Origin of the sequence: Marinobacter alkalisoli (assembly GCF_045449855.1) — a bacterium.
Classification (GTDB): Bacteria; Pseudomonadota; Gammaproteobacteria; order Pseudomonadales; family Oleiphilaceae; genus Marinobacter.
Genome location: NZ_JBJJLC010000006.1, coordinates 167837 through 191149 on the forward strand (window position 1 = coordinate 167837; position 23313 = coordinate 191149).

At 57.7% G+C, this 23313-nt stretch carries 20 protein-coding genes; 14 read left to right on the plus strand and 6 right to left on the minus strand.

The window, feature by feature from the left end; genetic code table 11:
• Positions 1-168 precede the first annotated feature (168 nt).
• Positions 169-2892 carry a winged helix-turn-helix domain-containing protein gene (locus ACJO5Y_RS04245; RefSeq protein WP_406985183.1) on the minus strand — a complete coding sequence of 908 codons (2724 nt, stop codon included), beginning with the start codon at positions 2890-2892 and terminating at the stop codon, positions 169-171.
• Between the two features lie 261 nt (positions 2893-3153).
• Between ACJO5Y_RS04245 and cysB the strand changes: the two genes are divergently transcribed.
• A complete protein-coding gene (gene cysB / locus ACJO5Y_RS04250) occupies positions 3154-4131 on the plus strand; it encodes an HTH-type transcriptional regulator CysB (RefSeq protein WP_406985184.1) in 978 nt (325 codons plus the stop codon).
• Here cysB and ACJO5Y_RS04255 read toward each other — a convergent pair.
• The gene (locus ACJO5Y_RS04255) at positions 4125-4853 is read right to left on the minus strand and encodes a phosphoadenylyl-sulfate reductase (RefSeq protein ID WP_406985185.1); all 729 of its coding nucleotides are present in this window, start codon (positions 4851-4853) and stop codon (positions 4125-4127) included. The genes cysB and ACJO5Y_RS04255 overlap by 7 nt on opposite strands.
• 200 nt (positions 4854-5053) lie before the next feature.
• Here ACJO5Y_RS04255 and thrH point away from each other — a divergent pair, with 200 nt between their 5' ends.
• Entirely contained in the window at positions 5054-5668 is a 615-nt protein-coding gene (thrH, locus tag ACJO5Y_RS04260) for a bifunctional phosphoserine phosphatase/homoserine phosphotransferase ThrH (protein ID WP_406985186.1), read from the plus strand.
• A gap of 63 nt (positions 5669-5731) precedes the next feature.
• On the opposite strand, the gene pabB is transcribed toward thrH, so the two are convergent.
• Positions 5732-7084, minus strand: coding sequence for an aminodeoxychorismate synthase component I (pabB, locus tag ACJO5Y_RS04265; protein WP_406985187.1), 1353 nt, complete (start codon positions 7082-7084; stop codon positions 5732-5734).
• Positions 7085-7268: 184 nt separating this feature from the next.
• Here pabB and ACJO5Y_RS04270 point away from each other — a divergent pair, with 184 nt between their 5' ends.
• Together ACJO5Y_RS04270 and ACJO5Y_RS04275 are read left to right on the plus strand one after the other, a co-directional pair.
• Positions 7269-7877 carry a hypothetical protein gene (locus ACJO5Y_RS04270; RefSeq protein WP_406985188.1) on the plus strand — a complete coding sequence of 203 codons (609 nt, stop codon included), beginning with the start codon at positions 7269-7271 and terminating at the stop codon, positions 7875-7877.
• 171 nt (positions 7878-8048) lie between these two features.
• On the plus strand, positions 8049-8933 hold the full coding sequence (locus tag ACJO5Y_RS04275) for a DUF6160 family protein (RefSeq protein WP_406985189.1): 885 nt from the start codon (positions 8049-8051) through the stop codon (positions 8931-8933).
• Between the two features lie 149 nt (positions 8934-9082).
• Here the strand turns inward: ACJO5Y_RS04275 and ACJO5Y_RS04280 are convergent, their stop codons facing one another.
• Positions 9083-9712: a hypothetical protein gene (locus ACJO5Y_RS04280; RefSeq protein WP_406985190.1), complete on the minus strand. Its 630-nt coding sequence runs from the start codon at positions 9710-9712 to the stop codon at positions 9083-9085.
• A gap of 225 nt (positions 9713-9937) precedes the next feature.
• On the opposite strand from ACJO5Y_RS04280, the gene ACJO5Y_RS04285 reads away from it, so the two are divergent.
• The 10 genes from ACJO5Y_RS04285 to ACJO5Y_RS04330 all read left to right on the plus strand — a co-directional run bounded on the left by ACJO5Y_RS04285 (position 9938) and on the right by ACJO5Y_RS04330 (position 21019).
• Positions 9938-10963, plus strand: a complete 1026-nt coding sequence (locus ACJO5Y_RS04285; RefSeq protein WP_406985191.1) for a DUF58 domain-containing protein — start codon at positions 9938-9940, stop codon at positions 10961-10963.
• Positions 10963-13056 (plus strand): transglutaminase TgpA family protein, encoded by a 2094-nt coding sequence (locus ACJO5Y_RS04290; RefSeq protein WP_406985192.1) that lies wholly within the window; start codon positions 10963-10965, stop codon positions 13054-13056. Before ACJO5Y_RS04285 ends, ACJO5Y_RS04290 begins: the two co-directional genes overlap by 1 nt.
• Positions 13057-13060: 4 nt before the next feature.
• On the plus strand, positions 13061-14092 hold the full coding sequence (gene holB, locus ACJO5Y_RS04295; RefSeq protein WP_406985193.1) for a DNA polymerase III subunit delta': 1032 nt from the start codon (positions 13061-13063) through the stop codon (positions 14090-14092).
• A gap of 167 nt (positions 14093-14259) precedes the next feature.
• Positions 14260-14610: a PilZ domain-containing protein gene (locus ACJO5Y_RS04300; RefSeq protein ID WP_008171779.1), complete on the plus strand. Its 351-nt coding sequence runs from the start codon at positions 14260-14262 to the stop codon at positions 14608-14610.
• A gap of 22 nt (positions 14611-14632) precedes the next feature.
• Positions 14633-15553: an alpha/beta hydrolase gene (locus ACJO5Y_RS04305; protein ID WP_406985194.1), complete on the plus strand. Its 921-nt coding sequence runs from the start codon at positions 14633-14635 to the stop codon at positions 15551-15553.
• Entirely contained in the window at positions 15543-16457 is a 915-nt protein-coding gene (locus ACJO5Y_RS04310; protein ID WP_406985195.1) for a DUF4892 domain-containing protein, read from the plus strand. Before ACJO5Y_RS04305 ends, ACJO5Y_RS04310 begins: the two co-directional genes overlap by 11 nt.
• A 5-nt stretch (positions 16458-16462) precedes the next feature.
• A complete protein-coding gene (locus ACJO5Y_RS04315) occupies positions 16463-17653 on the plus strand; it encodes a patatin-like phospholipase family protein (RefSeq protein WP_406985196.1) in 1191 nt (396 codons plus the stop codon).
• Between the two features lie 87 nt (positions 17654-17740).
• A complete protein-coding gene (gene prmB, locus ACJO5Y_RS04320; protein ID WP_406985197.1) occupies positions 17741-18643 on the plus strand; it encodes a 50S ribosomal protein L3 N(5)-glutamine methyltransferase in 903 nt (300 codons plus the stop codon).
• 36 nt (positions 18644-18679) lie between these two features.
• On the plus strand, positions 18680-19774 hold the full coding sequence (aroC, locus tag ACJO5Y_RS04325; RefSeq protein WP_406985198.1) for a chorismate synthase: 1095 nt from the start codon (positions 18680-18682) through the stop codon (positions 19772-19774).
• Positions 19775-19915: 141 nt separating this feature from the next.
• Complete coding sequence (locus tag ACJO5Y_RS04330; RefSeq protein ID WP_406985278.1) at positions 19916-21019, plus strand: MFS transporter; 1104 nt, start codon at positions 19916-19918, stop codon at positions 21017-21019.
• Positions 21020-21026: 7 nt separating this feature from the next.
• On the opposite strand, the gene ACJO5Y_RS04335 is transcribed toward ACJO5Y_RS04330, so the two are convergent.
• Positions 21027-22172: a PilT/PilU family type 4a pilus ATPase gene (locus tag ACJO5Y_RS04335; protein WP_406985199.1), complete on the minus strand. Its 1146-nt coding sequence runs from the start codon at positions 22170-22172 to the stop codon at positions 21027-21029.
• A gap of 69 nt (positions 22173-22241) precedes the next feature.
• The gene (locus ACJO5Y_RS04340) at positions 22242-23114 is read right to left on the minus strand and encodes a LysR family transcriptional regulator (RefSeq protein WP_406985200.1); all 873 of its coding nucleotides are present in this window, start codon (positions 23112-23114) and stop codon (positions 22242-22244) included.
• Positions 23115-23313: the final 199 nt, after the last annotated feature.

Sequence of the window (23313 nt, forward strand, 5' to 3'; positions counted from 1 at the left end):
GGAATCTGAAGGCCTGAAGTTTCAGAATTCCTGGTGAGGGCTCGCCTCACCATGAAATGAATCATAGAGGGGAAAGGGGCGTAGACGGATCGTCCAAAGGGCGTAGTGGGGCGCAATAGTTCGCTTGAAATGTGAGGTGCATCACAAAATGCGCCCCGCGAATCCGGGTTAATCCAACAAAGCGAGTTCCCGGGCCCTGGCCAGGGCTTCGGTCCGGCGGCTGACCCCAAGCTTGCCGTAAAGGTTACGGATGTGTGCCTTGACGGTGGCCGGCGCAACGTTCATGCGGTTGGCGATGTCCTTGTTGGCCAGTCCCTCATTGATCAGTACCAGTACTTCCTGTTCCCGCTGGCTCAGGGCTTCCGCAAGGACCTCGCCAGATGCGGCTATTGTCTCGACGTTATCCTTGCCCCGGGGTTGTTCCTGGCCCGTTGGCGGGCTGCTGATACCGCGAAGCATTGCCAGCAAACGGCTATTCCAGCCGGAAGATGCTCGCAGGGTGGGCAACTCCATCAATAACGCCCGTACGGTGGGACTTTCCTCAGCGAACAGTCGCATGAATCCGGCATCCGCGGCCTTCTGTACCGCCTGAGCCAACATCTGGCTGGCCTCTGAAGTTTTTCCCTCAACATGCAGGGCCTCTCCGTAAACCGTCAGGATCTCCACCAGGTGTCGGAAATGCTGATCTTTTTCAGCACTCAGACGTAACGGCGCAAGTATCGCCATGGCCTCCGCCGGGCGGCCCGCAGCCACCAGGATTCTGGCCGTACTGATCTGGTTCTGCTCCCGGTTCAGGGGGTTGGAAAAATGCTCATCGGTGACGGATTGGGCCCACTGTTGTGCCCGCTGAAGCTGGCCGGCTGCCAGGTAACACCGGGCAAGCAATGCGGAACAGGCGGGTGGCTCGAACAGGATGTGATCGCGCCGCCGCCGGGCGACCGTGGCGGCGTCCTCCAGGGCTTCGATGGCTTCTTCGTAACGACCCTCGCTGAAGGCGAGATGGCCCCGCACGTACTGAATGACAACGTGTTGCCCGGGTTCGGTACCGTTAGTGACATGGTCAAGCAGCGGCGCAAGGTGAGAGGCCGCCAGTTCCGGTTCGTTACGCTCCCGGTATATTTCCGTCAGCGCGCTGTTCTGCCAGCAGGAAATCAGCCTGGGTTGAGCTGGATCGGTATACTGCTGGTCCACCCAGCGACGCACCGAAGTACAGGTTTCCAGGGCGTCATCGATATCGCCGCGATTGTACTGGATCCAGGCCAGCAGCCCGCCACTGGAGAGCACGGTGCTGGGCTTGCGTTCCAGTTCTCCATAACGGACAGCGGAACGAAGCGCCTCCTTGGCGGATGGCAGGTCCCCCTTGCCGTAGTAGTCCAGGCCGACACCGTAGTAGGTAACGGATTTGAGGGGGATGCGGGTATGGTCGATATCCCTGAGCACCTGGCGTGTCAGATCACTGGCACTCTTGTCATCGCTTCTGGTACGCGCAAGGTAGGAGCGGATCAGGGATATTTCGCTTTGCAGGCCCAGGGCGCCCTCGGCATCCGGGTGGGAGTCGGCCACCCGTTTATCCAGGATATCCTCGAGGTTCGAAAGCAGCGGCTCAAGCATCTCCACGCGGTTGGCAAAGAACAGGGCCCAGATCCGCAACATCTGCAGCTGCGGGCTGTCATCCACCACGTCGGTCGGTAGTGAGTACAGCCAGTTGAGGACGGGGAGGTGATAGCCGCCGTGAATCAGGTTATTGCCGTGCTCCGCGAGAACCCGTGCCAGCCAGGCCCAGTCCTGCTGGCGAACGATCTGGGCAATGCCTTCCTGCACGTGATCATGGTTGAGCAACCAGGTCACTGCCCGCTGCCAATGCTGTGCGGCCATGTCCGGATCATACGCCCATGCCCGCTGCAGCAACGCGTCCTGGAACAGGTCATGGTACCGGAACCAGTGGTTGCGGGTGTCCAGAGGGATCAGGAACAGGTTTTGCCGCAGCAGTTGTTCGAGCAGAGACTGGCTGTTCGATGCCCCCCGGACGGAATCACACAGTGCTGAACAGAGCTTGGGGCAACAGGCCGTACTGATCAGGAAGTCGCGAATATCCCCAGGCTGCTGTTCCAGCACCTCGCTCAGGACATAGTCATTGATGCGACGCTCGTCGACATCGACGGTGATAGGCGGGGCCGAGGATTCACGAGTGGATCTGTTGACCCCGGAGAGTGCCGACAACTGCATGGCTGCCACCCAGCCCTCGGTTTTACGGCAGATTTTCCGGACCTCCTGCTCAGAGATGTCCAGACCCATGGTTTCCTGGAAAAAACGCTGGCACTCCTCCTCGGAGAACGCCAGCAACCCGGGATGAATGTCTTCAATCCACGCCCGGACCCGCCAACGGGACAGGGGCAGGGGAGGCTCGGTGCGTGACGCGAGCGTTACCGTGACCCCCGGCGGCAGGTAGTCCACAAAATAGGAGAACTGACGCTGGATATCGGTGCTCCGGATGAAGTGGAAATCGTCCAGCACCAGGGACCATTGGGCGCCATCCGCGGCGAGGGCATTGATGAGGCTGGTAATGGGCCCCTCCAGTTCCTGCAGGGAGCAATGGCTGAGCTGTTGCCGGCAGATGTCCATGCCTGCCAGTCCGCTGTGCTCAAACGCGCCTGCCATGTACTGCCAGAAGCGTCGGGGTTCGTCGTCATGTTCATCGAGGGAGAGCCAGGCGGTCGACGTGCCCAACTGCGTACACCACTGGCTCACCAATGTTGTTTTACCAAACCCGGCCGGCGCAACCACCAGGTTGAGCCGCTTTTGGGAGCCGGGTTGCAACAGACTGCACAGCCGTTCCCGACTGACGGCGCGGGGGTCGGAGGTGGGTCTGAGGAACTTGGTGGTTAGCAGCATCGTATCCCTGAATGCACTTGGAGTATCGATTTCGGATTGTGTGCTTTGTCACACTGAAGTCAAGGGTGCTGGCTGCAAAAACGGCATTAGGAATGCAGCGTAATTCGGTTTTTGGTCTAAACTGAGTGGGAAGGTATTGTGTATACCAAAAAAGAATGAAAAATGACATTTTTATGCGTATTCTGTGTTTTATCAGTGTGGGCTGAAGCACAGCGGTAACGCAGCCCGAGTTTTCCGGGAATTCAGGGAGCAACAGGGTCGATGAAATTACAACAGTTGCGCTATATCTGGGAAGTCGCGCACCATGATCTCAATGTATCTGCCACCGCCCAGAGTCTTTTTACCTCGCAGCCGGGTATTTCCAAACAGATTCGATTGCTGGAGGATGAGCTTGGTCTCGAGGTGTTCGCCCGCAGCGGTAAGCACCTGACGCGGATCACTCCGGGCGGGGAAATCATTATCCGTGAAGCGGGGGAAATACTTCGCAGGGTAGAGGGCATCAAAAAAATTGCCCAGGAGTTCAGCAACCAGCGCAAGGGCGATCTCAGTATTGCCACTACCCACACCCAGGCCCGGTACGCGCTGCCGCCGGTTATCAGTGGCTTTATCGAAGCCTATCCGGATGTTTCCCTGCATATGCACCAGGGAACCCCGATGCAGATTTCGGAAATGGCCGCCAACGGCGCGGTGGATTTCGCCATCGCCACCGAAGCCATGGAGCTGTTCAACGACCTGATCATGATGCCTTGCTACAAGTGGAATCGCAGCGTGATCGTGCCCAGGAACCATCCACTGGCCAAACTATCCGAATTAACCTTGCCGGAGCTGGCGCAGTACCCGCTGGTCACCTATGTATTTGGCTTTACCGGTCGTTCCAAGCTGGATGAAGCGTTCCAGTCCCAGGGATTAACACCAAAGGTGGTCTTTACCGCCGCCGATGCCGATGTGATCAAGACCTACGTTCGCCTCGGGTTGGGGGTCGGCATCATTGCCAGCATGGCATTTGATGAGAAAGTTGATACCGACCTGGTTGCCCTGGACGCGCGCAAGCTGTTCCGGCCCAGCGTCACCCGCATCGGTTTCCGTAAGGGCACCTTCCTGCGCGGTTATATGTACGAGTTTATCCAGCGCTTCGCGCCCCATCTCACCCAGGAGAGGGTGGATGAGGCGGTTGCGCATCAGGGCAGCCGATCGGAAATCGAAGAGCTGTTCAGGGATGTCGAGCTGCCGACTTACTGATCGTCTTTGGCGATCAGATTCCCGGCGTGCAGGCCACATTCTTTCTGTGTGGCCTCTTCCCACCACCAGCGGCCTTCACGTTCGTGCTGGCCCGGAAGCACCGGTCGGGTGCAGGGCTCACAGCCGATACTGACGAAGCCTCTGTCGTGCAGTTTGTTGTATGGGGCTTCCGTCATGCGGATGTAGTCCCACACTTCCTTTGATGTCCAGTCCGCCAGGGGATTGAACTTCACCAGTTGGCGTTCGTCCGTGGAGAAGGCCTCGTCTATCTGCACCACCGGCACGTCGTTGCGGGTGCCCGGACTCTGGTCCTTGCGCTGCCCGGTAATCCAGGCGTCGACGGTCGCCAGTTTGCGGCGGAGCGGGTTGACCTTGCGAATGCCGCAACATTCCGAATGGCCATCTTCGTAGAAACTGAACATACCCTTGCGGGTGACCAGATCCTCTACTTCCTGCGCATCCGGGAACATCACCTCAATGTTAATGCCGTAATGCTTGCGCACCCGTTCCACGAACTCATAGGTTTCGGGATGCAGGCGACCGGTATCCAGGGTGAACACCTGAAGGTTATCAGTGAGCTTGTGGGCCATTTCAATCAGGGCCACGTCTTCGGCCCCACTGAAGGAGATGGCAATATTATCGAACTTCGCCAGGGCCGCTTTCAGAATGGCCCGGGGGCTCTGGCCTGCGAGTTCCTGCTGTAACGCGCCAATGTCTGTCATGAAAAGCTTAGTCCTTCATAAATGTGTGATAAATCTACCATTAAGGCGCGCCGGGCTAAAGGAATCTGGTCGTATATCCTTATAGCGGGCAAGAAGCACGATGCATTCGGCGGCGGATTTTCTTATCATACGGGCCCATTGAAACCCGAGCGTCCAGGCTGGCCGCCGGAAACACTGACTATGACAATCAGGAGATCACTGTGGAACTCGCGTGCCTTGACCTCGAAGGAGTACTGATCCCGGAAATCTGGATCGCGTTTGCGGAAAAAACCGGCATTGAGGAACTGAGGGCCACCACCCGCGATATCCCTGATTATGACGTATTGATGAAGCAGCGCCTGCGCCTGCTGGACGAGCACGGCTATGGTCTGCCCCAGATTCAGGAAGTGATCGGTGAACTGGACCCGCTGCCCGGTGCCAGCGAGTTTCTGGACTGGCTGCGTGAACGCTTCCAGGTGGTCATCCTGTCCGATACGTTCTACGAATTTGCCATGCCGCTGATGGCCAAACTGGGCTTCCCGACGCTACTTTGTCACAAGCTGGAAGTGGCGGAGAACGGTCAGATCACCAACTACCTGCTGCGCCAGCGCGATCCCAAGCGCCAGTCGGTAAGGGCCTTCCAGCTGCTGAACTACCGGGTTATCGCAGCCGGAGATTCCTACAACGACACCACCATGCTGAGCCAGGCGGAATCCGGCATCCTGTTCCACGCCCCGCAAAACGTCATTGACGAGTTCCCGCAGTTCCCGGCGGTTCACACGTTTGACGATCTCAGGCAGGAGTTCCTCAAGGCCAGTGCTGTTCACAGCGCCTGAGTTTCGGGTGTTATTGTTGTGTCGGATTACGCCTGCGGCTAATCCGACATCCACTAATCCGACTCACAACTCCAGCCGCTCCAGAAACTCCATAAGCGGCCGGACTTTGGTCAGCGTTTCCTCATACTCCGCCTGCGGATCGGAATCGGCAACGATCCCTCCACCTCCCCAGCATCGTATTGTCCCCTCGTTATCACAAAGCAGGGTCCTGATCGCGATATTGCTGTCCAATACACCGTTTAAACCCCAGTAAAACACCGATCCGCAATATGGACCGCGCCAGTGGGGTTCCAACTCCCGGATGATTTCCATGGCCCGTATCTTGGGCGCTCCGGTTATGGAGCCGCCGGGGAAGGCATCCAGAAGTGCTTTTATCGGTGACACATGCTCTTTGAGTGTGGCATGGATATGGCTGACCAGGTGATGAACATTGCGGTAGGACTCAAGGGCGAATAACTGGTCTACCGCCACGGTTCCGGTCACCGCGCTGACACCGAGATCGTTCCGGAGCAGATCCACGATCATCAGGTTTTCTGCACGATCCTTTTCCGAGGCACGTAACTCGTCCGCCAGGGCAGCGTCCTGTTCGGGGGTCGCACCGCGCGGGCGGGTGCCCTTGATCGGACTGGTGTGAACGGTTTTTCCCCGGATTTCCAGGAAGCGTTCTGGAGAAATCGAGAGTATTGAATGCCTGCCAGTCCGGATGAACGCACTGTACGGCGTGGGGTTGGCGTCTGAAAGCGCGCGGAAGGCCTGCCATGGATTGCCCGAATAGCGACCCTTGAACTCCTGGGAGAGATTGGCCTGGTAACAATCGCCGGCCTCAATGTACTGGCGAACCGCTGCAACGCTTGCTACGAATTCGTCCCGGGATTGAGTAGGCGTAAACGGAGTGGGCATGCGCCACCCCTCATCCGGTGAGGCTGGGTCGCCGGTCAGCCAGTCCTGGAGTTTTCTGCGGATTTTCCCCGGGCAGTCAGGGTGGACCCACAAATAATAGCTGTCGCTTGCCCTGTTATGGCTGGCGGACCACAAGTACAGGCCAGCGTGCATGAGTGGAACGTCAACGTCAGGGCATTGGTCAATCAGGCGTTTCTCTTTCACGTAGCCCAGTTCATACCCCAGGAAACCAATCCAGCCGCCTGTCAGGTGTTCCCCGGCTTCATTCTTGGGCATGGCATAGTGCCGGGATGCTTCCTCCATTTGCCCGGCGAGCTTGCGGAGATCAGCCGCTGCGGACCGGCCCGGGCTGATCTCCAGGGAGCGGTAGGCGCAGGCGGAAAACCCACAGATGACGCCCCGAGACTCGCCGGATCCAACGCTCCCGATATAAGCGAAGTCGGGTTCCTCGCAGGCATGATCCAATAGGTGGCTGTACTCTTCGCTGGTAATGGATCTGGAAACAGGCAGGTTCAAACTAACCCCGTAACAAATGTAGAAGAATGATAATCAGCCCACAAAACGGGCGTTGTCGGTTCCGAACTCCCGCTGATCTAATAGAGCGGACATTCCTCAGCTCCGGACAGGCTGGTCAATCTATTTTAACCGACTTCCGGGGCTGTCGTGTGGAAACCGGTTGAAAATAATAAGGAAGATTAGGATGACAAACCTCAACAAGTCACTGGTCAATATGGCGTTGACCGCAACTTTGCTCACATCCCCTCTAGCGTTATCCCAGGAAAATACGCTGGCCGTCGAAATACCAGAGAACAGCGTACTCTCTGATGGCATGCTGACCAAGGAGGAGTTGGCGAGATTCGCCGTTATTGGTCAACAGCAACTGGTAAAACTCACGGAACAGGCAACGGAGGAGTACACCAGCGAGTTAAGTGATAGTGACCCCAACATGCCAGCGGCCTGGATGCTGCTGGATGACGGGGAGACCATCAGGCGAATCAATATTGATGATCAGGCAGGGCAGGCGCCCGCCCGGGTGAGGATTCTGATGTACCGGGCAGCGCTCAAGTCGATTGCACGCCGCGGGAAGATCAATGCGGCAGTCATACTTTATACCGGCAAGGTTAAAGAGGGTGACGATGCCGAGGCATTGGTTATAGAGCATGAGCATCGACTCGGCATTTCCGCCAACAAGGTTGTGCCTTTCCGTCTGGATGGTGGGGAAGTGTCGTTCTCTCAGGCGGTTACCAGGGAAAAGCCTTTCCAGATGTTTTACGACGACAAGAATGAATCGCCGGCCCATCAGGGGTGAAACTGAGAAGTAATGCGCGTTTGTTTCAGGTTGTAAACGACTCGTGAAGAACTGTGAATGCAGTCACGGACTAGGACTGTAAAACAATCTTAAATGAAGTCGTGGGGTAAGGGACTCCACAACAAAAATACAAACTCAGATAACAACAACATGAGTTTATAAGGAGATAATATGAAAGGCCTGAAGAAAATCGCACTCGCCACAGCGGTCGCCGCTGCCCCTTTCGCGGCTCACGCTGACCTGAGGGCAATGGATGACAGTGCAATGGGTAACGTCACCGGTCAGGCCGGTGTGACCATTGAACTGGAAACCAAAGTAAGCATCGGCCAGTTCAAGTACACGGATGAAGGCTCCTTCGCGGTCAACGACATCGTTCTTGGTGGTGCCGGCGTGACAGCTGATGGCGCAGCCGCCGGCTACACTGATCTGCTGGACCAGTTGAAGATCGATATCGACGTGGCCGATGACGGTGACGCGGTTATCCACGTTGGCACCCTGGACGGCAACCCGATCGACTGGGGTATGACCGTTGGCTCCATGGAACTGCTGGCCGGCGGCACCGGGTCAGACAGCACCACGCTGATCTCCAACATGAGCGGATACGGTAACCTGGCACAGCTCGACTTGCGCGTTGACACCGCCACTGACCACCTGAACATCGTTGCTGCCTTCGACGTACAGGATATGGACTTTGACGTAGACTTCCTGGGTATCGGTGTCCGTGACATGGTGATCACCGGTGCTGGCGCCAACTTCGACTATGACGGCGACGGTTCTGTCATGTCTGAAGACGGTGATGGCGAGTTCGGTCTGGACCCGGCATCTCAGGAAGCTCAGGTACTGGCCGGCTTCGCCAACGTCAACCTGGATGTCTACAAGGGTGCTGGCCTCGGCGCCTCCACTGCCACAGACGTGTTGCGTATCGACGTGAACAACGTCTACATGGACATGTCTATCGGTGCAGTTGAAATCGGTGGTACTTCCATCGGTTCCTTCGCTATCGACAACCTGGCGGTTACCGACACCAAGCTGGCTGTGTATGGCCATGCTGACTAAGCGAACACTCGAAAGAGTCTAGCTTGTCTATGCCCCGCCATTGGCGGGGCATTTTTTTGTCTGCCAGGTAATTGCGAACAAAAAAACGGTGCCTCGCGAGGCACCGTTACAGGAATGCGATCTATCCCGCCAGGTGGTTCTGAATGCCGTTACTGATCAGGTACCGCGATCGACAAATCAAAACCACCCCCCGGCCGTGGGGTCAGGGTGACCGGCCCTTCGTTAATGGCGTGGGGAACTTCAATACGGTCAATGCCCGGGGGATTACCAATGGAAAAGTTTACGTTCTGGCCATCGTAGCCAATACCGAGCTGGTCGTTCAGGAATGTCTGGGTGAAAGGTTCATCCGGGATCTGGGCCTGCTGGCCAAAAATAATGGGCTGGATCGTGGGCGCAAAATCCGCGCGGGGCTGGGCGCGAGCCAGTTCTTCCTGAGGCAGCAGTAAAGCGCGGCGGAGAAACTCTTCCTCGGCCTGTTCCAGGGCGTCGGATTTGCCTTCTTCCTGGTAGCGCTGGAGGGCCTCCCGATAGGCTTCCTCTTCTGCTTCTGTCAGCACCGGTTCGCCGGGGGAAATTGTCAGGGAGCGAATAATGCGCTGTCGGTCTGCGGCGCTCTTTTGCTGATCCCTGGGGACGACAATAACGGCGGAGTCCTTCACATAGGTTTCCACCATCTCATCGGATGTCATGGTTTGGACCCCGGCCGACAGCGCGGAGCTGATAACGGCAAGGCCGGTGGCGCTGGCAATGGCAATGGAGAGGGACGTTGGGCGTGTCATGGTATAGCCTCTTGGCCTGTGATCCACGAAGGTGAGGTGCGTCTGAAAAGGTACGGCACTCAGTCAGCGCCCCATAAATCAGTATTCGGATTGCCAGACACAAATTCAAGGGATTTCTGGCGGGTTTGTGATCACCATCGGTGTATTGTCAGTATTGTTATAAAAATCCTTTAAAAGATGGTTATATAGGCAGCCTAATGTTCTTGGCTGGGTAACAGGAGCCATATGGTTCAGGCTATTCGTACACGCTGGCAGCGCTGGGTCAATCGCAGGATTCCCCGCGCGGACAAGCAGGTTTTCAGTCAGCGCAACATCTTCATACTGCCCACGGGGCCCGGGGTGGTGTTTGGCATGCTGCTGCTCATCATGCTCATCACCGGGATCAATTATCAGAACAGCCTGATTTATCTTCTCACGTTCATGTTGGGCGCGATTCTGGTGGCGGCCATGCACCAGACCCACCGGAACCTGGCGGGCCTGGAGCTTACCCTTGTTCAGGCCGGCGAGGGTTTTGCCGGAGACAGGATTCCGTTTCGTTTCCGTGCCGTGTCTGGCAGGCACGATGCGGTCGCCATATCGCTCAGCTGCGAACGCTACACCCTCAGTCAGCAACACGTTCCGGCAGGCCAGGCCGGGGATATGGTGCTGTCTGCTGAAAGCCCCCGTCGTGGGTATTTTCGTCCCGATCGGGTCCGGGTCGAAACCCGGTTTCCGTTCGGATTGCTCAAGGCCTGGTCCTGGGTGCGACCGGCATCCTTCGGCATTGTCTACCCGCGGCCGGTTCCGGCACCGGAAGCAACTGGCACCGTGACAGACGGCGATGATCAGGATACCTCCCGTTCCATGGACGGCAATGACCATGCGGATATGCGGCCATGGCGGGAGGGGGATCTGACCCAGCGGGTGTTATGGAAACGATACGCCCGTACCGGCCAGATGGTGATTGCCGACTGGGAAGGTGAGCAGGGCAGCCCTCACTGGCTCGACTATCAGGCCTTTCCGGGGGTGGATCAGGAATTGAGAGTCAGCTATCTCACTGCCCAGGTGCTTGAACGCAGCCGAACCGGCGTTCCTTTCGGTTTAAGTCTGCCGGGACAGGAGATAGGTCCGGACGCGGGACCTGCCCATGTCAGCCGGTGCCTGAAGAGTCTGGCGGTGTTTGGGCTTGAGAAGCCGCGGGATGATTCCACGGCTACTTTCGGTACACGGGGCCAGGCTGCCGGGTCGACGGTAGCCGGGGAGGGCGTTTGATGACCCTTGCCAGCGGTTACGGCGAACAGACCTTGCAGGGAACGGAGGCACCCGTATTACCCACCAGGGCCCTGATCTGGGTGATTGCCAGCTTTACGCTGCTGCTCACCCCTCAATGGGATCGACTTCCGCTCTGGCTGGTCGCCAGCTGTATTGTCCTTGCTGGTTGGCGTTGGCTGGCACAGTCCGGCCGTGTCCGGTTACCGGGGAAATGGTTGAAAACCGGCATCATGCTGGGGGTGATCGCGGTCTATATCGCCACCGTTCAGGGGCGCTTTACGGTGGACACGGCGGCGTCGTTTTTTGTGCTCGCGGTTGGCCTGAAATGGCTGGAGACCCGTTCTACGCGGGATTTCTATGTGCTGTTCTTTATTCTGGTGTATCTGGCAACCGTGAACTTCCTGTTCCATCAGGAGATCTATTGGGCCGTCGTGAATCTGATGGCGGTCGGCTTGTTGCTGGTGGGGCTTCAGGTTCTGAATGCGCCCGACCTGCCGGAGTCCATGGCATCCGGTTGGCGGCGGCTGGGGGCGATGTTACTGAAGACGCTGCCGATAGTGGTTCTGTTGTTTGTCTTCTTTCCCAGGATGGCACCGTTATGGAGCGTGCCCATGGTGTCCGGTGAGGCAAGATCGGGTATCAGTGACACCATGCGGCCGGGTGACATCTCCAACCTGGCGCAGAGCAGCGAGAGAGCCTTCCGGGCCACCTTTGGCGATGATCTTCCGGCCTACCGGGATCGGTACTGGCGTGGACTGATTCTCGACTATCTCGACGGAGAAACCTGGCGCCAGGGGCGTGATGAGCCCTTCAGGCGGCCGGGGCGGGTTGCGGTTGATGGCGGCGCGGGCGATCTTGAATCCGACCAATACGAGGTGCTGATGGAGCCCACGGATGAGCGTTGGGCGTTCGCGCTGGATGGTTCCGTGGCGGTTTCGGACAATGTGTTGCCGATCGATGAGGGGCTTTTCCGGTTTCGTCGCCCGGCGGACAGTGCCGTGCGCTATCGTATGGCCCTGGCTGACGGTGAAACCGATGACGCTGATGCGCCGCGAAGCCTGCGCCGATACCTGCAACTGCCGAGTCGCGGTAACCCCAGGGCCAGGGCGCTGGCGGAGGAGCTCAAAGCCGATTATCCCGACCCCGGCGCCATGGTCGAAGCGATGATGGCCCGCTTCCGGCAGCAACAGTACTTCTACACCCTGCGACCGCCGGCGATGCCGGAAGACGGCATTGACGCCCTGCTGTTCGATGCAAAACGGGGCTTTTGCGCCCATTACGCCGGTGCGACCACATTTTTGTTGCGGGCGGCGGGCGTTCCGGCACGGGTGGTTGTGGGCTACCAGGGTGGCGATCCCGGGGCTGATGACGAGTACCTGATCGTTCGTCAGTACGACGCCCACGCCTGGGTGGAGGCATGGATTGACGGCGAGGGATGGGTACGCGTGGATCCGACGGCTGCAATCGCTCCCGACCGCATTGAATCCGGTTTGCGGGATGCTGTCGCCGGTGAAGGCTCCTTCCTGGAAGACGACTGGGCTTCGCCGCAGCGGTACGGCAATATCCCCGTGCTGCAATGGGCGTCGTTGCAGGTGGACAGGATCAATTACCAATGGCAGCGCTGGGTCGTTGGCTATCAGGGCCAGTCACAGATGGACCTGATGTCCCGTTTGCCAGGGGGGCTCGGGCTCAAAGAGCTGGGTTACGCGACGGCGGGCATTGTCGGGTTGGCGTTGCTAGTGGCAGGCGCATTCTCGGCGTGGCAGGTGCGTCGGTCGGCAAGTCGTGATCCCGTGGTAAGGTTAATCCATCAGTGGCACCGGCTTTGTGAACGTGCCGGCATTCCGGTGCGATTCGGAGAGACTCCGGCCCAACTGGCCGACAGGATTGGTTCGGCCAGGCCTGCCGCCGCCGGAACCGCCAGGGCTTTTGCCCGGATGGTTAACAAGCATTACTATGGCAGCGATCCGGACGGGGAAGGGCGTCAATCCCGCGAGCAGATGCGACGCCTCCTGGTCACGATGCGTAAACAGATGTCACGGGCCCCCTCAAAGCCCCGTAAAACCACCACTAGAACAGCACTGGAAGGGTAACAGGTTGAATCCATCCGAAGCGTCCATGCCCTGGCTCCATGAAGCCTGGCAGAGCCTGCAGAAACGTCTTGCCGAGAACCGGCTGCCCCATGCGCTGCTGGTCACCGGGGAGCGTGGTGTTGGTAAACGGATGTTCGCGGACGGGCTGGCTGCACTGCTGATCTGCGACCAACCAGCCAGCGACAGTGATAATGGCCATCAGCCGTGTGGCGTATGCAAGCAGTGTGAGCTGGTTTCGGCGGGTACCCATCCGGATATCCGGATATACACCCCGGAAAAATCGCGGATGATCAAGGTAGACCAGGTGCGCGCACTGTCCACGTTTGCTGTGTCATCCCCGCAGGTCGGGCAGCGCAAGATCGCCATTATTGATCGTGCGGACCAGTTGAATATCAACTCCGCGAACGCCCTGCTCAAAACCCTGGAAGAGCCATCCGACGATGTGGTGCTGATTTTGCTGCAGGAAAGCGGGCGTCCGGTTTTACCGACTATCCGGTCCCGGTGCCAGAACCTGTTGATTGCGATTCCTGATGGCGACGCGGCTGCCCGATGGCTGGCGGCGGAAGTTATGAAGCTCGACGAGGCAGACCAACCGTCAGCCGAATTGTGCGGTAAAGCATTGGCGCTTTCCGGAAATGCGCCCAGACTGGCCTACGAGTACCTGACCAGTGATTTCCTGACGCAGCGCGATCAGGCGCTGGCGCAGTTTCGCCAGTTCATGAAAGGGCAGTTAACGGTGGGGGAAGCAGCAAAACCTTTCAAAGCCATGGGCCTGGAAGGCGCCCTGTGGCTATTTGAGGGCTGGGCCGCGGACCTGGCCCGGATAACCGCCGGTGGCAGCCCGAGGGATACGGATGCGGCGGATATGCTCGGCTATCTGGCCAAATCCAACCCGCCCTGGCGCGCACACCAGATACTGGAGTTGATCCATGAGGCCAGGTCTGCCGGCGTATACAATGTGAATCCGGAGCTGGAAGCCGGTCGGCTGTTGATCGCCTGGCAGGATTTAATGCCACGTAAACGGGCATCGGTCTGATCCCGATCGGCCACCGCAGGGAGAGCGATTTCGGTCAACTGCTGCTATGATTGCGAAATATCAGGGAATTTGATCCGTAGGTCGGATTAGTTAAGTAGGTCGGAATAGCCGCAGGCGTAATCCGACAAAACAACGTTTACAGCCATACAGACAGAAAGGTGTTAACTATGGGCCCCGGTTTTGGCGCACGAAGTGGCATTCTGACACTCACCATCAAGGACAAGGCCGTTCTGTACGCTGCGTATATGCCATACATCCGGCAAGGTGGGCTGTTCATCCCCACCCAGAAGCAGTATCAGCTTGGGGATGAAGTGTTTCTGCTGCTCAACCTGATGGATGAGCCCGAGAAGATTCCGGTTGCCGGAAAGGTAATCTGGATTACCCCGAAAGGCGCTCAGGGGAACCGGGCGGCCGGTATCGGTGTCCAGTTCAATGGGGACGATGAAACCGCGCGGACCAAGATTGAGTCCTATCTGGCCGGGTCACTGAGTTCAGATCGTCCGACCCACACCATGTAACCGGAAGCGAATAAACCCTTTAATGAATGATATTGCGTTATCCCCAAATACGGCCGTTGATACACCCTGCAAAGAAATAAACTGGCCCCTGCGAAATATCGAACTGGCCGGGCTGCATTGGCCCGCCGCCGATGCCCAAAGCGATTCCTGTCCGATTCTGATGCTTCATGGCTGGCTGGATAACAGTCTGACATTTGCTCACCTGGCGCCGGAACTCTGTCGTGAACGGGACGTATACGCCGTGGATATGGCGGGTCACGGTCATTCCGGTCATCGCCCGGAAGGTCAGAGTTACCTGCTGATGGATTACGTATCCGACCTGGCGGAACTGGTCGAGCGCCATTTTGGCGATCGTCCTGAGCACCAGGTGGATCTGGTCGGGCATTCCCTCGGCGGCATCGTTTGTGTGCTCTACGCCGCGGCGTTTCCGGAACATGTCCGCAGTCTGGTGATGATTGACAGCATTGGCCCGATCAGCCGGCCACCGGAAGACACCATCCCGCAGTTGCGTAAAGCCATCAAAAAACGCATGACCGGCTCGGGTAAGTCAGTGGTGTACCCAGATATACAGACCGCGGCCAAGGCAAGGGAAGGTGGCCTGAGCCCATTGTCCCCCGAGGCCGCGATGACGCTGATCCCCCGCAACATGAGAGATGTTGGGCAGGGGTATGTCTGGCGCACCGATCCCAGGCTCCGGCATCCTTCAATCATGATGCTGGAAGAGTCGCAGGTTCTGGCTTGTCTGCACAAGGTAATTACCCGCACGCTTTTCATTCGTGCCGAAGATGGCCTGCTATCCCATCGCAAGGGCTGGGAACCACGGTTGAATGCGATTTCCCGGATGGAAACGGTAACCGTGGCGGGCGGCCATCACTGTCATTTTGACGGGAACGTAACGCCCGTCAGCCATGCAATCAGGACATTTATCAACCATGACGGTTAAAGCGCTACTGAACTATCTCATCGCCGGTTTGCTTGTGTTGGCCGGCATCGTCCCTGTTGTGCAGGCTGATGAGGATGACCTGTCCGGTTTCCCGGATGCATTCCCCCAGTCTTCATTGGAAGAGGAAGTTCCGGTTGTGTCATCCGGTCATCTGATTCTGTTCAGTCCGGTCAGGGAGGTCAACAACCAGATCCGCTCTGATCGCATGGCGAGGATTCCGGTCAAGGGCGTAGGCCGGCTTTACCAGATTAACCGGGATGCCAGTCGTGGCGAAGCTCGGGAGCATTACCAGACTCTTTTGCAGGCCCGCGGTGCCCAGGTGCTGTTTGAATGCAGTGGTCGCAGTTGTGGTCGCAGTAATGTCTGGGCGAACCAGATTTTTGATCAGTCCACGTTGTACGGGCGTGACGCCGATCAGGACTACCTGGTTGCCGCGGTGACGGGAGAATCCGGCAAGACCTGGCTGACCCTGGTCTACACTGTTACCCGCGGCAACCAACGGGAGTATGTCTGGGTAGAGCATCTGGAGGCCGGCGAGGGCGCGGCAATTCCCGGTCTCGATTCCGCCAATGCCAGGGTCCGTGGTCCAATCATCATTCCGTGGCAGGGGGGCATCACCCATCGCTTTCAATGGAGTGCAACGGATCGTCGAATGCTGAATAACTGGGTAGAGGAAGAGGGCGCTCAGGTGGTACTCACCGGTTTTGCGTCACTCGGGGAGGATGAACCCCTGGAGGCAGCCATGGAGCGGGCACAAAATGCCATGGAGTCGCTGTCACAGGTCCTCGAAAAAAGCGGGGTATCAAAGAGTCGTCAGACACTGATAACCGTCGGGCCGTCCGTTATTTCACTTTCTCCCGAACGTCAGGGTGATCGTGTCGAAATTGTTGTGATTACGAGGTGATCCGGGTGAATAAACCGACAGACAAGCATGCCGATCAGGCCGAGAAGCCGGCGGACGGTGCGTCTGCTGTTGTCGAGGGAACCGGTATCTCTGCTGCGAAATCGCCTGCGTCATCTGAAAAAAAACCGTTGAAACCGGGCAAGGGCAAAACCGTTGCGCTGACCCTTGGCAGCGGTGGCGCCAGGGGCTACGCCCATATTGGCGCGATCGAGGTTCTGGAAGAGCGGGGCTATGAGATAATTGCCATATCCGGGTGTTCCATGGGCGCCCTGGTGGGCGGAATGTATGCGGCCGGGAAAATGAAGGATTACAAGGACTGGGTGACCGGACTCGGCCAGTTTGATGTGCTCAGGTTACTGGATGTGACCTTCAATGCGGTGGGTGCCATTCGTGGCGAGAAAATATTCTCCGTGGTGCGTGACATGCTAGGGGACACCCGCATTGAGGATTTGCCCATCGCCTATACCGCCGTTGCCACGGACTTGCTGTCACACAAGGAAATCTGGTTTCAGGAAGGGCCTCTTGATCAGGCGATTCGTGCCTCCGTTGCGATTCCGAGCGTTGTAACGCCGTTGGTTCTGAATGGTCGGGTCCTGGTCGACGGCGCATTGCTGAACCCGCTACCCATCATTCCCACCATTTCTTCCCACGCCGATATGATTGTGGCGGTAAACCTCAGTGGCGAGGATGACCGCCGCCGCCGAATTCCCGATGCGGCCTTCAATGACACGGGCGAAAGCGATGATAGTGACACTGAAGAATGGGTGAACGTTATCCGGGATAAAGCGTCGCGCTGGTTTGACTGGGACGCCATCAAAACCTTCACCAGTCGCAAGGGGGGTGGCCCCACCGGTGATTCGCCGGAGGACAAGATCAGCAAGGCCGTGGAGAAAAAGCAGGCCGAGAAGATACAGGATGATCCGGAACTGGCCCATGAAACCATCGATTGGGACAAGCTGGGTATTGGCAAGTTTGACGTTATGAACCTGACCATCGAAACCATGCAGAGCGCCCTGGTCCAGTACAAGATTGCCGGTTATCCGCCGGACCTGCTGGTGAATGTGCCGAAGAATGCGTCCCGCAGCTACGACTACCACAAGGCGCCGGAGCTTATTCAACTGGGTAGGGAGCGCATGGCAGCGGCACTGGACCGATACGAGGAGAGTCGCACCAGCTCCGGCCCGCTTGCGGTCTGAGCGGGGTTGATGGTTGGGGCTGCAGTAGAGCGGGCAAACAGCGTATAATGCCGGCCAGATACGCACCCACACAGGAATCCGGATACCGTGACCAGCCCCATCGATGACCTGCATACCGTGAGGGACTTCCTGCGGTACGTTTCTTCCCGATTCTCCGCCTCGGAGTTGTATTTCGGCCATGGCACGGACAACGTGTGGGACGAGGCCGTGCAACTGGTGATGCGCAGCCTGCATCTGCCCATGGAAAACAACACGCTGTTCCTGGATGCCCGTCTCATACGGGAAGAACGGGAGCTTATTATCAGCCGCATGCGCAGGCGCATCGAAGAGCGTGTGCCGCTGGCTTATCTGCTGGGTGAGGCCTGGTTTATGGGCATGCCGTTCAATGTGGATGAGCGCGTGCTGGTTCCGCGTTCTCCCATTGGTGAGCTGATTGAGCGCGGCCTTCAACCCTGGCTTGGCGATCGCCCCGTTGGGCGTATTCTCGACCTCTGCACGGGCAGTGGTTGCATCGGCATCGGAGCCGCCACGATATTTGAAGACGCGGAAGTCGATCTTTCGGATATCTCACCGGATGCTCTGGACGTGGCCAGATCCAACATCGAGCTTCACGAGTTGGACGACCGGGTACGCACGGTTCAATCGGATGTGTTCGACGGCATTGAAGGGCGTTATGACGTTATCCTGAGTAATCCGCCCTATGTTGACGCCGAGGATATAGCCGGCATGCCGGATGAGTTTCGCCATGAACCGGAACTCGGGCTGGCTGCCGGGGATGACGGTCTGCACATTGCTCACAGGATCATCGCCGGCGCGGCGGATCATTTGAACCCGGGCGGACTGCTTGTTGTCGAAGTTGGCAATAGCTGGGTGGCCCTTGAGCAGGCCTATCCGGATATGCCGCTGACCTGGCTGGATTTTGAAAATGGTGGGGACGGAGTCTTCCTGATGACCGCAGAAGACCTTCGCCAGTGGCAGGAAAAATCCTGAGACCTTTTTTATAAAACCTGGATAAGATACTGAATCATGTCGGGAAACTCCTTCGGAAAGTTGTTCACAGTTACCACCTTTGGTGAGAGTCACGGCGCTGCACTGGGATGCATTATTGACGGTTGCCCTCCGGGTCTGTCGTTGTCCGAAGAGGACATGCAGCGGGACCTGGATCGCCGCAAGCCGGGAACTTCCCGACATACCACACAGCGTCGTGAAGCGGATGAGGTGAAAATCCTGTCGGGGGTGTTCGAGGGAAAGACCACCGGCACCCCGATTGGACTGGTGATTGAAAACACCGATCAGCGATCCAAGGATTACTCCAAGATTTCCGCGCAGTTCCGTCCGGCCCATGCTGACTACACCTACGCCCATAAGTATGGCATTCGCGATTACCGGGGCGGCGGTCGTTCTTCTGCCCGTGAGACTGCCATGAGGGTTGCGGCAGGTGCGGTGGCCAGGAAATTTCTTGAGCAGCGTCTGGGCATCCGCATCCGGGGGTACCTGTCGCAGCTCGGTCCGATCAAGGCGCAAAAATTGGATTGGGATCAGGTACACCAGAATCCCTTCTTCTGTCCCGACGTCGACAAGGTGGCGGAGATGGAAGCTTACATGGACGCCCTGCGAAAAGAGGGGGATTCCATTGGCGCCAGGATCAACGTGGTGGCTGACGGGGTGCCGCCGGGACTGGGCGAGCCGATTTTTGACCGTCTGGACGCGGACCTTGCCCATGCGCTGATGAGTATCAACGCAGTGAAAGGGGTGGAAATTGGCGCCGGCTTTGGCTGTATTGAGCAAAAGGGCACTGAGCACCGCGATGAAATGACGCCTGAAGGCTTCCTGTCCAACAACGCTGGCGGCGTGCTTGGGGGGATCTCTTCCGGCCAGCCGATCCTGGCCAGTATTGCCCTGAAACCGACATCCAGCCTGCGGTTACCGGGGCGGAGTATTGATGTTGACGGTAATCCCGTGAAGGTTATTACCACCGGTCGCCATGATCCCTGTGTAGGTATCCGGGCAACGCCGATCGCCGAGGCAATGATGGCCATCGTGCTGATGGACCACTATTTACGCCATCGCGGACAGAATGGCGATGTGGAGGTCTCTACACCGGTTCTCGGCCAACTCTGACGCCAACCCCGCTTACTGGGTGGTCGTAGGTCGGATTAGCCAAAGGCGTAATCCGACAATTGTCGGGCATTGGTGGCATCCTGAAGGGTTATTGTTATCTACTGGCGGCTCTCAAACCTCTATTTCTGGTTCTTTGCCCTCCTGGGAGGGCTTCTTCCCTATTGGTCCCTTTACCTTGAGGGGCAGGGCTTTTCCTATCTTCAGATCGCCACGCTGATGGCGACCATCCAGCTCACCAAGATTGTCGCGCCCAGCGTGTGGGGCTGGTTGGGAGACCGGTCGGGGCGGCGAGTGCGTTTGGTGCGGTTTGGCGCCATTACCGGGTCTTTGTTTTTTGCCGGTGTTTTCCTGGAGCCCGGGTTCTATGGGCTGCTTCTTGTCATGCTGGCGTTTACCTTTTTCTGGAATGCCATCCTACCGCTCTATGAGGTGATCACTCTCAGATCCCTGGGCAAGCAAAAGGACAAGTACGGCAAGATCAGGCTGTGGGGCTCAGTCGGGTTTATCGGCGCCGTGGCCCTGGTAGGCGGGATTCTGGAGTGGGTGCCTATCCAGAAGCTGCCGTGGCTGCTTCTGCCGGTGTTTGCGGGCATTGCGGTGTCAGCCTTTCTGGTGCCGTCGGAACAAGGCGAACGTAAGCCTCCCGCGCCCAGAGGCAGTCTCAAGGCCATTGTCACCCATCCGGCGGTGGTGTCGTTCTTCCTGATGAACTTCCTGCTTCAGGTGTCACATGGGGCTTACTACACCTTCTTCAGTATCCATCTGGAGCAACACGGCTATGGCAAACTGTCCATTGGCCTGTTGTGGTCTCTTGGGGTGGTGGCGGAGATCGGGCTGTTTCTGGTGATGCATCGGCTATCCCGTACTTTTTCGGTTCGCCAGATCGCCATCGGTGCACTGACGCTGACCATGATCCGCTGGATGTTAATTGCCGAGTTAACGGATGTGGTCGCTGTGCTGCTGTTTGCCCAGCTGCTGCACGCGGCTTCTTATGGCGCCCTGCATGCCATTTCAGTGCAATACATCCAGGGCTTTTTTGGCCAGCACCACCATGGCCAGGGCCAGGCGCTGTACAGCGGGTTGACGTTTGGCGCCGGCGGCGCGGCGGGTGCGTGGTTGTCGGGTTTTCTGGTGGATGGTATCAGTACATCAGCGGCGTTCTGGGGTGGGGCGATCGCAATGATGGTGGCGATCGTCATCACCTGGCGGGGGCTCAGACCCCCGCCGAAAGATGAAAGCGCCTGACGCGGGGTTATTCCGGCTCGTCTTCTTCGTCTTCCTCGATCTGCAGTGACAGGCCGCTTCCGGTTGGTCCGGCGGGCTTGCCGGATTCTCCATCCTGGCCGTGAAGTTTGATCTTCAGGCGAAGGTTGTTGGCGGAATCCGCGTTCTTCAGTGCTTCCTCTTCGGAAATCTTCCCCTCCTTCCAGAGATTGAACAGTGCCAGATCGAAGGTCTGCATGCCTATGTTGGCCGATTTTTCCATGATTTCCTTGATGCTATCCAGCTCTCCGCGAAGGATAAGCTCGGAAATGGTCGGCGTACCAAGCAGAATTTCGATAGCGGCACAGCGTTTTTTATCGACCGTGGGTACCAGCCGCTGGGATACAAAGGCTTTCAGATTCATAGCCAGATCCATCAGTAGCTGGGGCCGCCGTTCTTCCGGGAAGAAGTTGATAATCCGGTCCAGGGCCTGGTTGGCGTTGTTGGCGTGGAGGGTGGAAATACACAGGTGGCCGGTTTCAGCAAAGGCGAGGGCGTGCTCCATGGTTTCCCGGTCGCGGATCTCACCAATCAGAATCACATCCGGTGCCTGGCGCAGGGTGTTTTTCAGCGCCTTGTGAAAGCTCCGGGTATCCACGCCCACTTCCCGCTGGTTCACAATGCATTTCTTGTGACGATGGATGTACTCCACGGGGTCTTCAATGGTGATGATATGGCCCGAGGAGTTGGAATTCCGGTAGTCAATCAGGGCCGCCAGTGAGGTAGATTTACCGGAGCCGGTAGCGCCGACAAACAGCACCAGGCCCCGTTTCGCCATCATCACGTCTTTCAGTATGGGCGGCAGCCCCAGATCATCCGCATTGGGGATTTCGGTGACAATGTTACGGGCAACAAGGGAAATCTCATTACGCTGACGAAAGATATTGACCCGAAAACGCCCGACATTGCGGATGCTGTAGGCCAGGTTCATCTCGAGTTCCTGTTCAAACTCCGACACCTGCTCGTTATCCATGATCTGATAGGCAATGTCCTTGATCGCACCCGGGGCAAGAGGCGTGCGGTCAATCGGCTTCAGCGTGCCGTGAAACTTTGCACAGGGCGGTGCGCCGGTGCTGAGGTAGAGGTCAGAGCCATCATTCTTGGCCAAAATCTTCAGATAATCATCAAATTCCATGAGAAATCCCCGAAATCCAGGATAGTTGCAGTTGCAATCCAGAGTGTTGTTGTCGAAATAACAGATTGTTCAGGCGCCTTCCTCGGCTTTGACCACCTCAATCAGTGCCTTGGCGGCACTGCTGAGCTGACGGCCGGAAAGACCGACGGCACCGAGTAACCGCGTGACCGGAAACCCGATATCCAGACGATGGACGCTGTTATCCATCATGCTCACTGGCAGCACGCTCCAGCCTAACCCGACGCTGACCATCATCTTGATGGTCTCAAGATAATTCGTCGGCATCTGCGGGTGCAGAGGCAGATTGGCCTCCAGGAACAAGCGGCTGACCACCCGATAGGTCGCTGTTGTAGTGTCCGGCAGCAACGCCGGATGTTCCGCGAGATCCTCCAGCCCGGGCGATTCAAGCCCTGCCAGTGGGTGTTCTGGCCCGACCACAAACGCCATAGGATCGGTCCACTGATCGTATACCATGAAATTTCCTTCCATGCTGTCACTAAGTGTGACAAACGCCAGCTCCGCGTTACGTTTGCGCATCTGCTCAAAAGCCGCATCCGATTCCATAAACTGCAGGTTCAGCGACACATTCGGGAACTCCCGGCTGAACCGGCGCAGCCAGTTTGGCAGGTGGTGAAGCCCGATATGGTGACTGGCGATGATCTGCAGCTCGCCTTCCACCTGTCCGGAATCCGGCGACAGTGAAACCCGGGCATTATGAATCTCATCGAGAATCTTGCGGGCATGGGGGAGCAGCCGGGCGCCGGCGTCCGTGAGCCTGATCTGGCGGTGGCTGCGATCAATCAGCGAAGTGCCGAGCTGATTTTCGAGTGCCGCCAAACGTTTGGAAATAGCAGGCTGGGTCAGATGGAGGATTTCGGCGGCTTCGGAGAACGATTCCTGATCGACAATCGTTAAAAAAGCCTTCAGTGCATTTGAGTCCACGGTTTTTCCCTTTGCCTGCTTGTTTGGGGGAGGTCGCATGGCGGGCAGCACCTTCCAAAACATTCTCAGCGGCTACTGCCAAGTGCCGGGGAGCGGATTGGTATAGCGGTTTCAAAACCGTTGAGGGCCATGGACGGCCCGAAACGAGCCCACATGGACGTGCTTGTTGGCGTGTTTTGAAACCGCTATACCAATTCGT